Below are 13,803 nucleotides of genomic sequence, written 5' to 3' on the forward strand. Positions count from 1 at the left end.
GCATCATGACGATTGCGAAGATCATCTTGCCGATCGTCTTGATTGGATTCATTTTTTATCAAGGACAAAACGAATTGCGTAGTTTGTCGCTACAAGAGTCGATTCAAGCGATTCGTCAAGTCCCATCTTGGCAATTCATCCTGTTGATTCTCGCAGGTCTTGCGGCAGTCTCGACGATGTTCTTTTATGATTTCTTCTTATTACGTTCATTGAAGGCGAAAGCACCAATCGGTCTGATTTTTCGAGCATCCTGGATTGCGAACTCCTTTAACGGCATCATCGGATTCGGTGGTCTCGCTGGGATGGCGATCCGATCCGCTCTTTATCGACCATTCGTTGAAGGCGGTCGTTTGTTGAAGGCGATCGGCTGGATGGCACCGACGTTGATCAGTGGATTGTCCATCTTATCTGCCTTATCGCTTCTACACGTTTTTCCGGCGTTCGAAGTACTCGATTTAAAAAAATGGCTGTGGCCCGTCATCATTGGTGTCGCATTCTTCTTCCCACTCTATCTGCTGTTCTCGTTTCGACGAGGCAATAGTAGCATCCATCCGAAATCGATTGCGTTATATTCACTCGTCTCACTCGCAGAATGGTTCAGTGCTGGCGTTGTCGTCTATCTGATCTTGGCAGCGCTCGGAACGGATGTCAGTTTCTCAAAAGTCATCGGTGTTTTCATCATCGCTGCGACAGACGGTTTGATCTCGATGGTACCGGGTGGGTTTGGTTCGTTTGACTTAGTGTTTTTGATCGGCATGCAGCGTGCCGGTGTCGAGGAAGGCATCGTTTTGACAGGATTATTGATCTACCGTCTTGTCTACTACTTGATTCCGTTCCTGATCGGTGTCATTTTCTCAGCTCGGGAGTTCAGCGGTCCGGTCGTCAAGATGATCGAAGACAAACCGATCGTTGGTCCATCGATGGAGGTCGGGGGCGTCATTTGGCGCTTACAACTGCGATTCCTCAGTAAAATTCGTCATTTCACACTCGCATTGATCACACTCGTTGCCGGGATCACGATCTGGGGATTGGCGATTTTACCACCTGTCTCGACGCAATATGAATATTTGGAATCGAAATTACCGCATGAAGCGCTGTTACTCGCGAATAGTTTCTTCTTGATGGGCGGCTTATTGTTCGTCCTCTTATCGACAGCACTGTATCGTCGAACAAAACGGTCGTTATATATGATGTACGGGGCATCTTTTTTCGCGTTGATTGGAATGGCACTTCGTGGTTTTAACTTGATTTCCTTCCTTGCCGTCATCATCGTCCTCGTCTTGCTACTGATGTCGCGAAAAGCATTTCACCGAGAACGAACGCTCATTACGACGACACGGTTCATCCGGGTTGCCTTCGCTGGTCTATTGTACATTGGAGGATTCGTCTTTTTTGGATACGCCTTCTATACACTCGGATCAGCAGACGGAACAAAAGTGTATCCGGCACATGAAATTTTCATGTTTGCAGCGAGTGCCTCTATCTTTGCGCTCGTGTATGTTCTCGTCTTCATCCGCTTATTCAATACATTCAATCAACCGGTTCTCGGTGAGCGATTCGATGCTGAAAAGATCGAGTTGGTGTTGCGTGAGCAGGGTGGGAATTATTTAAGCCATCTCGCATTTCTAGGTGATAAACGTTTCTTCTTCTCCGAAACAGGACGTTCATTCATCCAGTTCAGTCAGACCGGCAATCGGATCATGGTCCTTGGCGACCCCAGTGGAGATCCGAAGGAACATTCACAAGTCATCGCGTCTTTCTTGCGTCGCGTCGAAGATCTTGGATATATTCCGAACATCTATCAAATTCAAGCGCAAAATATGTCTCTCTATCATGATTTTGGCTTCAACTTCTTCAAACTTGGTGAAGAAGCGATCGTTGATATTCCATCTTTCACTGTATCAGGAAAAAACGAGCTGGACTTCGGTCAATTAAAAATCGCTTTGAACGAGAGGGCATGACGTTCGAAGTAGTCGAGCCACCTATTTCAGGAACTCTATTAGCAGAACTACAAGAGGTCTCCGACGAATGGTTAGGCGGTAAGTCCGAGAAAGGCTTTTCGCTCGGTTACTTCCACGAACCTTATTTAAATCGAGCGCCGATTGGCATCATGCGTGAAGCGGAAGGACGATTGATCGGGTTCATGACATTCATGCCTGCTTACCAAGAAGGGGTCCTATCGATTGACTTGATGCGTTTTCGACCAGATGGACCGAATGGAATCATGGATGCGATGTTCATCCGACTATTCGAGTATGCGAAAGATGAAGGCTACCACACGTTCAACATGGGAATGGCTCCGCTTTCGTCTGTCGGAGAGGACGAGACGTCCTTCTGGCAAGAACGTGTGGCAGCGGATGTCTTCAATAATATTCGCTACATGTATAGTTTCACCGGTCTACGACGATACAAAGAAAAGTACGATCCAAAATGGGAAGGACGATATCTTGCTTACCGAAAGCGTCAATCGTTACCGATGGCAATCTTAAAAGCAACGCGTCTGATTTCTCGAAAGAAAGACCGGATTTTATTACCATGATCGACTGACGCATGAAGTCGGCAATCGACGGGTATACAAAGGGCGACCCTATATCTACGGATATGCGGGATCGTCCTTTTATAATTTCGTTTAAATGTACAAAGGTCTATACAACTAGAATTAATCGCGTTATACTAGATACGGAAGCAAGTCATGGAACGGATAGAGAAAGGAAGATGCCAGATGACAGTGATCATCAATGCTCGGATTTACACGGGAGAGCAGACGATTGAAGACGGCTTCATTCGTTTTGACCGAACAATCGAGGCGATTGGACCCATGTCGAAATTCGAGGAAATCGCAGGAGAAGAGATGATCGATGCGCAGCATCAATCACTCATTCCGGGAATGATCGATGTGCATATTCATGGGGGATATGATGTCGATGTCATGGATGGAGATGTCGAGAGGTTGCGTCATTTCAGCCGACAGATGTTACAAGAAGGTGTGACATCATTTTTAGCGACGACGATTACTCAGGACTGGGGAAATATCACACGCGCGCTTGAGACGGTCCGAGAGGTCGTAGCGCAAGACGATACAACGATCGTCGGCGTTCATCTTGAAGGACCATTCATCAATCCGGATTATGCGGGTGCACAGCCTCACGAACATATCGTCGAACCGGATGTCGAGCAGTTCTTGAAATGGCAAAAAGCAGCAGGGAACACGATCAAGCTCGTCACATACGCTCCGGAACGCCCGGGAGCACGGGCGTTCGAAGAAGCGGTGCGCTTGACGGGTGCGATTCCGTCAGCCGGACATACAGACGCGACGTATGCCCAAAACCAAGCCGGTCACGTCACGCATGGTACCCACCTCTACAATCAAATGCGGGCACTTCATCACCGGGAACCAGGCACGGTCGGATATTGCCTCCTGACACCAGACGTCTATGCGGAGATCATTCCGGATGGGATTCACAGTGCGCCAGAAATGGTCGACTTCGCCTACCGAATGAAAGGCGCAGATCGACTGATCGTCATCACGGATGCGATGCGTGCAAAAGGATTAGCTGATGGTGAATATGAGTTAGGTGGTCAGGCTGTATTCGTTCGAGACGGTGCGGCACGTCTTGAAAACGGTAGCTTAGCTGGAAGTGTCTTAACGATGGACACCGCCTTACGGAATATCATCGCCTATACAGGCTGTTCGCTCGAAGAAGCGGTCCGCATGACATCGGTCAATGCGGCCAAAGAACTTCAATTGACTCAAAAGGGAAGCCTCTCGGTCGGCAAGGATGCGGACATCGTCCTGCTCGACGAAGCGCTACACATTCAAGAAACGATTCATCGTGGTACGCGACACCGGATCACGAACGGAAAGGAGTCTACCTCATGAAATGGATGATCGTAGAAAAAGGAGAAGAATTAGCACAGGTGGCCTATCAATTTTTGAAACAGGAAATTGAGCGTCACCCGGAAGGTTTGACGGTAGGACTGGCAACGGGAAGTTCACCGGTCGGCGTCTATGAAGAATGGCGGAAGGATTCGCTCGATTGTCGACATGTGACGACGGTTAATCTAGACGAATATGTCGGTCTCAGCCCAGAGCATCTACAAAGTTATCATACGTTCATGCAAGAGCATCTATTCAAAGATGTCGCGTTTAAGGAATCATTCGTTCCAATCGGGGACACAGAAGATCCCGTGCGCGAAAGTGAACGATATGAAGCGCTCGTCCGCAATCGAGGAATCGACATTCAATTACTTGGAATCGGAGCGAATGGACACATCGCCTTCAATGAACCAGGTACACCGTTCGATGCTAAGACACACGTAACGGAATTGACAGAGTCGACACGAGAAGCGAACCAACGATTCTTTGATCGATTAGAAGAAGTACCGACGAAGGCGATCACGATGGGAATCGGTACGATCATGGAAGCGAAGAAAATCCTTCTCGTTGCTTCTAGTGAACGAAAGGCAGAAGCGGTTCGCGACATGATGGAAGGTGTCGCAACAACGGATTGTCCAGCGACTGTACTCAAGCGTCATGCTGATGTCATGGTGATCTTGGACGAAGAAGCTGCATCTTTATTGTCAGATGACGCTAAACGTACAGGACGAGCGGCTTATCTGAATTTCATGAAAGTATGACGATGGAAGAGCGATGAATCAAAAGGGATAGAGACAATCATTGGATTGACTCTATTCCTTTTTTTGATTCTGTTGAGCCTAGTCTCAAGCGATTTTTTATTTTGATAGAAAGGCATCAACAGGACATATACCAAGATCATTCAATCTCATGATACAGCGCACTAAGGGTCCATGATTTTTTCAGTGCAACGATTCCATACGATTTCTTTAATCGAAACGTAAATTGACATTTCATTAAATGTACGGATAATGGAGATTAGCGAACTTTACGGAAAATTTACATGAAAATGAGGGTTTACATGATGGAAACGCGATCCGCACGAAAGAGACAGCCAAGTGCTGGCAAGATGTTCATGAAAGTCATCGCTGCACTCGTCCTGCTTGTCACAATCATCGGTTCTGGATATGCTGGAGCTGTTTTTATTAAAACGCAAGAAACATTGGCAAAGACGCAGATTAACATTCCCGGCTCGAAGGTGAGCTCTAAATATGATGATGTTCCGTCTGAATCGTTCTTGATTCTTGGGACGGATGAAACGAAAAAAAGTAAAGAACGAAATGAACCGGCGCGATCAGATGTCATGATCGTCGGAATCTTAAATAAAAAAACGGAACAATTAGTGTTGACGAGTATTCCGCGTGATTCACTCGTGAACATCGATTATTCGAAATACGATGTACCTTATGGTAAGACAGGTGTTGAGCAAGATAAAATCACCCATGCCCATTACTTCGGTTCGATGGATAAATCGAATTCCTATAATGGGATTAAATTAGCGCGTGAAACGACAGAAAACCTGCTCGGTATTCAAATCGATCACGTCGTTAAAGTTAATTTCCAAGGATTCGTTCAATTGATCGATGCATTGGATGGCGTAGACATCGATGTACGATATGCGTTCAAAGAGCAAGATTCAAAACGTAAAGCCGGTACTGTCACTGTTGATAAAGGTATGCAACATTTAACAGGAGAGCAAGCACTTGCTTACGTCCGGAACCGTCATGATGATCCGCTCGGTGATATCGGACGCGGTCAAAAACAGATGCAAGTCATTCAAGCGGTCGCCAAAGAAGCGGCAAGTTTCCGTTCCCTCAGTGCATACCGTGATATTTTGGATGCTGTCGGTGATAACGTCGAAACGAATTTAGGTCCGAACGATTATACACGCTTAGCAGATTTCACAGCAGCGTTACGTAACACGACGGAGTACCAACTCGCTGGAGAAGGTTATATTGGTATCAGCGGGAAATGGGAGTATCACCTCGATCCGAATCAATTGGAGCAAGTGAAAAGTAACTTAGCAAAAGCGATGCAAGGTCAAGAAGTCGAACCGATCAAGGAAGAGACAGACCCGGCACAAAGCACGACAGAAGAACCAGTGACGGAAACAGAAGCCGTTCCTGCTCAATAATATACGCTAAAAATCCCCTTGTATCATCGTCACTATACGACGATACAAGGGGATTTTTAGCGTTGTCGTTCCATTTCGACGGTGAAGGTATAGCGGTCTCCTCGGTAAGCGGAGATGACATATTCAAACGGTTGCTCCGTTGTAAGATACGTCAGTTGCTCGACAGATAAGACAGGCGAAGCGGTCGATAGACCAAGATGGCCCGCCTCTTCCTTCGTTGCCAGGCGTGATTCGAACGTTTGACTCGCACGCCCAAGATTTAATCCACTCGCTTCTGCAAATGCATAGAGCGATGCGGTCGCGACGTCTTGATCGAGTCCAGGTAAGAGCTGTTCCGGGATATAGACGGTCTCAAGGGCAAGCGCTTGCTCATCAGCAATTCGTAAACGTTTCAGTTCATACACCGATGCCCCTTCGCGAATCCGTAGCTTATTGGCAATCGTCATCGAGGCGTCGATGATTTGATAGGAAAGTAGCGCACTCGTCGGTTCTAAACCTAAGTGCTCCATCTCTTCCGAGAAACTCGTCAATCCAGACAGTTGCATGACGATTTTTTTATTCGCGACGAATGTTCCACGTCCTTTTTGACGAATCAAGTAACCGGCGTTGACCAAGTTTGAAATGGCTTGTCGGACCGTCATTCGGCTGATTTGGTGCGCTTCGGCAAATTCGCGCTCGGACGGGATCAGATCGCCAGGTTGAAGAACACCGCTTTCGATTTGTTGTTTTAAGGCAGCTTCGATTTGATAGTAGATGGGGAGTGGTGAATTTTTATTGATATGCTGAATCACGGCATTTCGTCCCTTCGCGATCGGTAGTCTTTCGTCTAGTGTACTAGGAAAAAGGCAAGCCGACAAACGATTCTGGATGAAATATGGCATAATACAGAGTGAAACTGACAGAGAAAGGTGGTCGAGGCATGCGCCCCGAACAAATAGAATCCGATGTCCGAACCTTTCAGACATCCATTCGTGCAACAAAACAAATAGATGGCTATTGGGTTGCTTTAGAGAAAAGTTACTTCTATCCGGAGAGCGGTGGACAGCCGGCGGATCGTGGAACATTGAACGACCAACCGGTCCTTGACGTTCAAATCGAAGACGGTGTCGTCTGGCACCAACTGGCGACGCCGCTCATAGGTGACGTCACCGGTATCGTAGATGACGCAGTCCGGGTCGATCATGCGGCGCAGCATACGGCACAACATGTCATCTCTGCAATCCTACAAGATGAATCAAATATCAAGACACTCAGTTTTCGGACGGGAAGTGAGGTCTCGACGCTTGATATCGAGACATCTGAATGGACAACTATGCAACAAGAACAGCTGGATCGACGATTACGACATGTGATTGAACAAGGATTACCGATCACGGCGACAGAGTATGACGAGGCGGAAGCGCTACGCTTACCATTACGAAAAACACCACAAGTTGAAGGACGAATTCGTGTCGTTCAAATCGGCACACTCGATTATAGTGCCTGTGGCGGGACGCATCTTGATTCGACGGTACAGCTCGAGTCGATTCTCTTTACCGGAGTCGAGCGGATTCGTGGAAATATTCGTCTGTCCTATGTCGCGAAGGAACGGGCATACCAACTCGTTCAGGCAGAACGACGAGCCTTACGGGAAGCGGCGCAAGCCTTGTCGGTCAAACCAGTTCAAATGCTAGAAGCCGTCCAAGCGTTACAAGAAGAGCAGAAACGCTTAACGAAACAGGTCGAACACGCCCAGGAACAACTCGCAACGTTCACACTCGCTCACGCTTTAGAACAACAAGAAGGCATTCTTGTGTTTGAACATCTGGATGAAGAAATCAAAATATCCGAGCAACTTGCTAAAGCGATTCAAGAAGCGGGACGCGTCGGCGTCGTCTGGAATGCGACGACGAACAAGCTACTGATGAGTAGTCCAGGTGAACCACATCTCGGAAAATTCGCCAAAGCACATGTCCAATCATTTAATGGACGTGGTGGTGGAAGTGCAATCCAAGCACAAGCACAATTTACGAATCGGGATGATGCGATGGCATATGTCGATCGATTACGGGAGGAATATCAGTTATGACAGTGATTCAAGTACGTACAGCAGAACAACATCAAGCCGTTCGGATGATCCGGGAACGGGTCTTCGTTGAGGAACAAGGCGTACCACGCCATCTTGAATACGATACACACGATGAGACAGCGATTCATCTGCTTGTCCTCGATGAGCAAAGCCGCCCAGTCGCAACGGGACGTACCCGCCCATATGACGACCAACGGATGAAGGTAGAGCGTGTTGCGACGCTGTCGACAGCGCGAGGAAAAGGATACGGTGGCGAGTTGATGCAGGCGATGGAACGTGTCGCACGTCGCGAAGGCAAACAATTGCTAACGCTCGGTGCACAAGTCCAAGCGATCCCGTTTTATCAAGGGCTTGGCTATACGATCGTCTCTGATGAATTCGACGATGCAGGCATCCCACACCGGACGATGGAGAAGAAAATGTAATCAAATTTGAAAGAAATCCTACAAAAAGGGTTTCTTTTTTTGTTTTCTATGTATATATATAATTCATAATGAATTTTTATACAGACAGATGAATTTAAAACCAGGAGGGAATTATACATGTCGAAACAAAAATTAATCTTAGCGTACTCTGGGGGACTCGATACATCGGTAGCCATCAAATGGTTGAGCAAGGACTACGACGTCATTGCATTATGTATGGACGTCGGTGAAGGAAAAGATTTAAGCGTCATCAAGGAAAAGGCACTTCTCGTCGGTGCAATCGAATCAATCGTTCTCGATGTCAAAGAAGAATTCGCCCAAGAGTTCGTCTTACCAGCCCTTCAATATGGTGCACATTACGAAAATGCCTATCCGTTGATTTCAGCGCTTTCGCGTCCGTTGATCGCAGAAAAGCTCGTCGAAGTCGCGCATGAATATGGTGCAACGGCTGTCGCACACGGCTGTACCGGAAAAGGAAACGACCAAGTCCGGTTCGAAGTTTCGGTCGCAGCACTTGATCCATCACTTGAAGTCATCGCACCAGTTCGGGAGTGGAAGTGGTCACGGGAAGAAGAGATCGCCTATGCGAAAGAAAACAATGTGCCGATCCCGATCAACCTCGACAGCCCTTACTCGATCGATATGAACCTTTGGGGACGGAGTAATGAGTGTGGCGTCCTAGAAAACCCGTGGACAGAACCACCGCAAGACGCTTACGCGTTGACGGTAGCACCTGAAGACGCTCCAGATCAGGCGGAAGAAGTCATCATCGGCTTTGAAGCAGGCGTTCCGGTTTCCATTAACGGCACGACGTATCCACTCGCAAAACTGATCACGGAACTGAATATCATCGCTGGAGCGCACGGCGTCGGACGGATTGACCACGTCGAGAACCGTCTCGTCGGAATCAAATCACGGGAAGTGTACGAGTGCCCTGGCGCGACTGTTCTATTGAAAGCACACGCCGCACTTGAGACGATCACATTGACGAAAGACGTCGCTCATTTTAAACCGTTACTCAGCAAACAATATGCAGAAACAATCTATAACGGTCTCTTCCACGCACCATTGACGAAAGGTCTGAAAGCTTTCTTGACGGCGACGCAACAGGACGTCACAGGAGAAGTTCGCGTCAAACTGTTCAAAGGAAACGCAACCGTGACAGGTCGTCAGTCTGCTGTCTCGCTCTACGATGAAAAGCTTGCGACGTATACGAAAGAAGATGCGTTTGATCATGAAGCAGCAAAAGGATTCATCAAATTACACGGTCTTGCTGTTTCGACGCATGCAAGTGTTCATCGTCAGGCGGGTGTGACGAAATGACCAAACTCTGGGGTGGACGTTTTACGGAAAGTGCTTCCGCTCAAGCGGAAGCCTTCGGAGCATCGATCACGTTCGATCAAAAGTTAGCAAGTGTCGATTTGAAAGGAAGTCTTGCGCACGCGCAGATGTTATTTGAACAAGGAATCCTCGCTCAAGACGAGTGGACACAAATCGAGCAAGGACTAAAGCAACTAGAAGCGACAGTAGCGGATCATGTGTATACGCTAGCGGATGAAGACATTCATATGAACCTTGAGCGGTTGTTGACGGAACAGATTGGTCCAGTCGCAGGGAAACTGCACACGGCACGGAGTCGAAACGACCAGGTCGCAACCGACTTGCATCTATGGATGGAGCAACATGTCGAAGCGTTGACGACGGCATTACGTGAGCTCCAATCGGTCATCACGGAACAAGCCGAGCAACATATCGAGACGGTCATGCCGGGGTATACGCATTTGCAACGGGCGCAACCGATCTCGCTTGCGCATCACTTGCTTGCGTACTTCTGGATGTTTGAACGGGACGTTGAACGGTTGACGGACAACCAAAAACGAATCCGGAAATCACCGCTCGGGGCAGGTGCGCTCGCCGGGACGACATTCCCGATTGATCGTTTCCGTTCTGCCGAGTTGCTCGGATTTGAATCGATCTATCCGAACAGCCTCGACGCCGTCTCCGACCGGGACTTTGTCATCGAATACCTCGGGATCGCCTCGACCGTCATGATGCATCTCTCACGTTTTTGTGAAGAAATCATCATCTGGGCGTCGCAAGAATTTGGCTTCATCGAGTTGTCCGATGCCTTCTCGACAGGATCGAGCATGATGCCACAAAAGAAAAATCCTGATTTCGCGGAATTGATTCGTGGGAAAACAGGACGTGTCTACGGCAATCTAATGGGCTTCTTAACGACGATGAAAGCATTACCGCTCGCTTACAATAAAGACATGCAAGAGGATAAAGAAGGGGTCTTCGATACAGCGGATACCGTCCTCCAGTCCGTTCAAATCTTCACCGGAATGATTGAATCCGCGACGTTTAAGACCGAAGCGCTCAAGAAGGCGACAATGCAAGACTTCTCGAACGCAACGGAACTCGCCGACTACCTCGTGACGAAAGGCATACCATTCCGAGAAGCACATGAAATCGTTGGGAAGGCTGTCCTTTACGGTGTGCAGAATGGCTGTTTCTTGAAAGATTTGAACCTTGAGACGTATCAAACCTTCCATCCTGATATCACGGAAGACGTCTATCCGCTCCTCGATCCGGTTCAAGCAGTGGCACGCCGGACAAGTTACGGCGGTACAGGGTTTGTTGCCGTGTCGGAGCAACTTGAACTCGCGAAACAGCATCTTGCGAATTGACGGATTTTGAAAAAAATCAGTCAAATGACTGGATTTAACAAAAGATGTCTGCTATAACTGTAACTAACAACCGACAGATAGAGGCGCGGATGACATGAGTAGCATCATTCTTGAAGGCAAGCATGCCGAATGATGTGAAAGGGGAAGTCCGCCGAAGTGAACGAGAAGATGCTTCTTCTCATTTGCTGGTACAACGGTTAAGATCCGTTGTACTGCCGAAACCGATGTTTCGGAGCGCTATCTTACGTAAAAGAACGAATGACTTTGTCTTCGTTTGTCCGATCGTGATAACGACGGGCCGTAGGAACGCTCCTACCGGCCCGTCGTTTTTTTCTGTATCGGGACAAAGGAGATAGGATTGTGACAACTGTACTTAAATTTGGTGGAAGCTCGGTTGCGACTGTCGAACAGATTCAGTCTATTGCGAATTATTTGAAGAGTCGCGCAGCCGAAGGTGAAAAACTTGTCGTCGTCGTTTCAGCGATGGGCAAGATGACAGATTCTTTGATCGCTCAGGCGCAAGCCATCACGGATCGCCCCGAGCGCCGAGAACTCGATCGTCTGCTTGCCATCGGAGAAGAACAGACGATTTCATTACTCAGCATCGCCCTCAACTCACTCGGCGTCAAAGCGTTATCGCAAACAGGCGCACAAGCGGGAATCAGTACGATGGGATTGCATACGAAAAGCAAGATCAAACAGATTGATGGAAATCTGTTACGGCAAAAACTTGAAACGTACGATGTCGTCATCGTCGCCGGATTCCAAGGGGTCAACGAACTCGGTGATGTCACGACGCTCGGACGTGGTGGATCGGATACGACGGCTGTTGCGCTTGCGGCAGTCCTTGATAAACGGTGTGAAATCTACACGGATGTCGACGGTGTCTATACAGCTGATCCACGAATCCATGCTGCTGCTCAACCGATTCCGCACATCTCGTATGATGAGATGATGGAGATGAGCGCCCTCGGGTCGAAGGTCATGGAAATGCGGAGTGTCGAACTAGGAAAAAAATACGGCGTACACATCTTCGTCGGGAAAACACTTGAATCGAAAAGGGGAACATGGATCATGGAAGCGACGGAAACAATGGAACAAAAAGCGGTGACGAGTGTCAGTGTGACGAAGAACGTCTTGACGGTATCAATCAAACACGTACCGCAAACGAACGCAGCAGTAGCCGATATCTTCGAACTCTTATCGAACCGCCACGTCAACATCGATATGATCAGTCAAACGACGTTCGACAGTGACATCTTCTTATCGTTCTCTTGTCCACTCGATGAGGAAGAGTTCCTCGATGAAGCATTGAAAGACATCATGGATCGTTTCACGACAGTCAAGGTCGACCGCCATAATCAACACGCGAAATTATCTGTCGTCGGAATCGGGATGCGGGATGCAACAGGTGTCGCTTCGAAATTGTTCGCAATCTTCCGAGCAGAGAACATTCCGTTCTATCAAGTTACGACTTCAGAAATCAGCATCTCATACACGATTGCACAAGCAGATATTGAACGGACGGTTGCAGCGATTGCAAACGCGTTCGAGTTATAAGGAGGAAAACAGCATGTATCATGTAGCAGTCATTGGAGCAACCGGCGCCGTCGGTCAAAAAATGTTACAAGTACTAGCCGAACTGGACTTCCCGGTCAGCCGCCTGTCCGCTTACGCTTCTGCTCGTTCAGCAGGGAACACGGTACAGTTCAAGGGAGAAGCCATCACGATCCAAGCGCTGACACCAAATATCACGGAAGACGGGATCGATGTCGCGTTGTTCGCAGCGGGCGGAACGATCAGTGAACAATATGCCCCGTTACTAGCTGAAAACGGAACACTCGTCGTTGATAATTCAAGTGCTTTCCGGATGCAGGAGACGATTCCGCTTGTCGTGCCAGAAGTCAATCCACAAGCGATTCAAGCGACGGACCGCTTGATCGCAAATCCGAACTGTTCGACGATTCAATCCGTCGTCGCCTTAGCACCGCTCCAGTCACTGGGATTCGAGCGGATCAACTACACGACGTATCAGGCCGTATCGGGTTCTGGTCAAAAAGGAATCGAGGACTTGGCGCGTGGGGCGCGCGGAGAAGAACCCGTCAATTACCCGCATCCGATTCACGATAACATCTTGCCGCATATCGATGTATTCCTTGAGAACGGTTATACGAAAGAAGAGCAGAAGATGATTGACGAAACACGGAAAATCTTCAATCTTCCAGCATTACCCGTCAGTGCGACATGTGTCCGAGTTCCGGTCACGAACTCTCACTCGGTTGCAATCAACGTCACGTTTACACAACCGACGACGGTTACAGCAATCCGTGAAGCGTTAGATGGGGCACCCGGCGTCGTCCTCGTCGATGATGTCGCGAATACGCGCTATCCGATGCCACTCGACGCGAGTGGGACGGACGATGTCTACGTCGGACGAATTCGACAAGATGATAGTCTCGCAAACACGTTCCATCTTTGGTGTGTAGCTGACAACATCCGAAAAGGTGCCGCGTCAAACGCCGTGCAAGTTGCACGCCAAGCGATCGAACAGTCGATTCATTCATAAAAAA

General features: G+C 48.4%; 10 protein-coding genes, 1 pseudogene and 1 riboswitch. Of the genes and pseudogenes, 10 read left to right on the forward strand and 1 reads right to left on the reverse strand.

The genetic code is table 11. The features are described from left to right. The first annotated feature begins 5 nt into the window (after positions 1 to 5). From mprF to P401_RS0100445, 4 genes and pseudogenes are all read left to right on the forward strand, one after another. Positions 6 to 2,539 (forward strand): annotated as a pseudogene (mprF, locus tag P401_RS17395) (bifunctional lysylphosphatidylglycerol flippase/synthetase MprF). Between the two features lie 183 nt (positions 2,540 to 2,722). Next, positions 2,723 to 3,880 (forward strand): N-acetylglucosamine-6-phosphate deacetylase, encoded by a 1,158-nt coding sequence (gene nagA / locus P401_RS0100435; protein WP_034785886.1) that lies wholly within the window; start codon positions 2,723 to 2,725, stop codon positions 3,878 to 3,880. Then, positions 3,877 to 4,638, forward strand: coding sequence for a glucosamine-6-phosphate deaminase (gene nagB / locus P401_RS0100440; RefSeq protein ID WP_029340764.1), 762 nt, complete (start codon positions 3,877 to 3,879; stop codon positions 4,636 to 4,638). The genes nagA and nagB overlap by 4 nt, the downstream gene beginning before the upstream one ends. Before the next feature lie 299 nt (positions 4,639 to 4,937). Then, a complete protein-coding gene (locus P401_RS0100445; protein ID WP_231681811.1) occupies positions 4,938 to 6,050 on the forward strand; it encodes an LCP family protein in 1,113 nt (370 codons plus the stop codon). Positions 6,051 to 6,106: 56 nt separating this feature from the next. Here the strand turns inward: P401_RS0100445 and phnF are convergent, their stop codons facing one another. Then, positions 6,107 to 6,841 carry a phosphonate metabolism transcriptional regulator PhnF gene (gene phnF / locus P401_RS0100450; RefSeq protein WP_029340766.1) on the reverse strand — a complete coding sequence of 245 codons (735 nt, stop codon included), beginning with the start codon at positions 6,839 to 6,841 and terminating at the stop codon, positions 6,107 to 6,109. Between the two features lie 128 nt (positions 6,842 to 6,969). On the opposite strand from phnF, the gene P401_RS0100455 reads away from it, so the two are divergent. The 6 genes from P401_RS0100455 (at position 6,970) to P401_RS0100480 (ending at position 13,799) form a co-directional block, all read left to right on the forward strand. After that, positions 6,970 to 8,118, forward strand: a complete 1,149-nt coding sequence (locus P401_RS0100455) for an alanyl-tRNA editing protein (RefSeq protein ID WP_029340767.1) — start codon at positions 6,970 to 6,972, stop codon at positions 8,116 to 8,118. Next, on the forward strand, positions 8,115 to 8,543 hold the full coding sequence (locus P401_RS0100460) for a GNAT family N-acetyltransferase (protein WP_029340768.1): 429 nt from the start codon (positions 8,115 to 8,117) through the stop codon (positions 8,541 to 8,543). Before P401_RS0100455 ends, P401_RS0100460 begins: the two co-directional genes overlap by 4 nt. Before the next feature lie 117 nt (positions 8,544 to 8,660). Beyond that, positions 8,661 to 9,866 carry an argininosuccinate synthase gene (locus P401_RS0100465; RefSeq protein ID WP_029340769.1) on the forward strand — a complete coding sequence of 402 codons (1,206 nt, stop codon included), beginning with the start codon at positions 8,661 to 8,663 and terminating at the stop codon, positions 9,864 to 9,866. Continuing rightward, entirely contained in the window at positions 9,863 to 11,233 is a 1,371-nt protein-coding gene (gene argH, locus P401_RS0100470) for an argininosuccinate lyase (RefSeq protein WP_029340770.1), read from the forward strand. The genes P401_RS0100465 and argH overlap by 4 nt, the downstream gene beginning before the upstream one ends. Before the next feature lie 70 nt (positions 11,234 to 11,303). Next, a riboswitch (Lysine riboswitch) is annotated at positions 11,304 to 11,481 on the forward strand. Between the two features lie 112 nt (positions 11,482 to 11,593). After that, positions 11,594 to 12,793 (forward strand): aspartate kinase, encoded by a 1,200-nt coding sequence (locus P401_RS0100475; protein WP_023467116.1) that lies wholly within the window; start codon positions 11,594 to 11,596, stop codon positions 12,791 to 12,793. 13 nt (positions 12,794 to 12,806) lie between these two features. Next, the gene (locus P401_RS0100480) at positions 12,807 to 13,799 is read left to right on the forward strand and encodes an aspartate-semialdehyde dehydrogenase (protein ID WP_029340771.1); all 993 of its coding nucleotides are present in this window, start codon (positions 12,807 to 12,809) and stop codon (positions 13,797 to 13,799) included. The last annotated feature ends 4 nt before the right edge of the window (positions 13,800 to 13,803 follow it).

Source organism: Exiguobacterium acetylicum DSM 20416 (assembly GCF_000702605.1).
Classification (GTDB): Bacteria; Bacillota; Bacilli; order Exiguobacteriales; family Exiguobacteriaceae; genus Exiguobacterium_A; species Exiguobacterium_A acetylicum.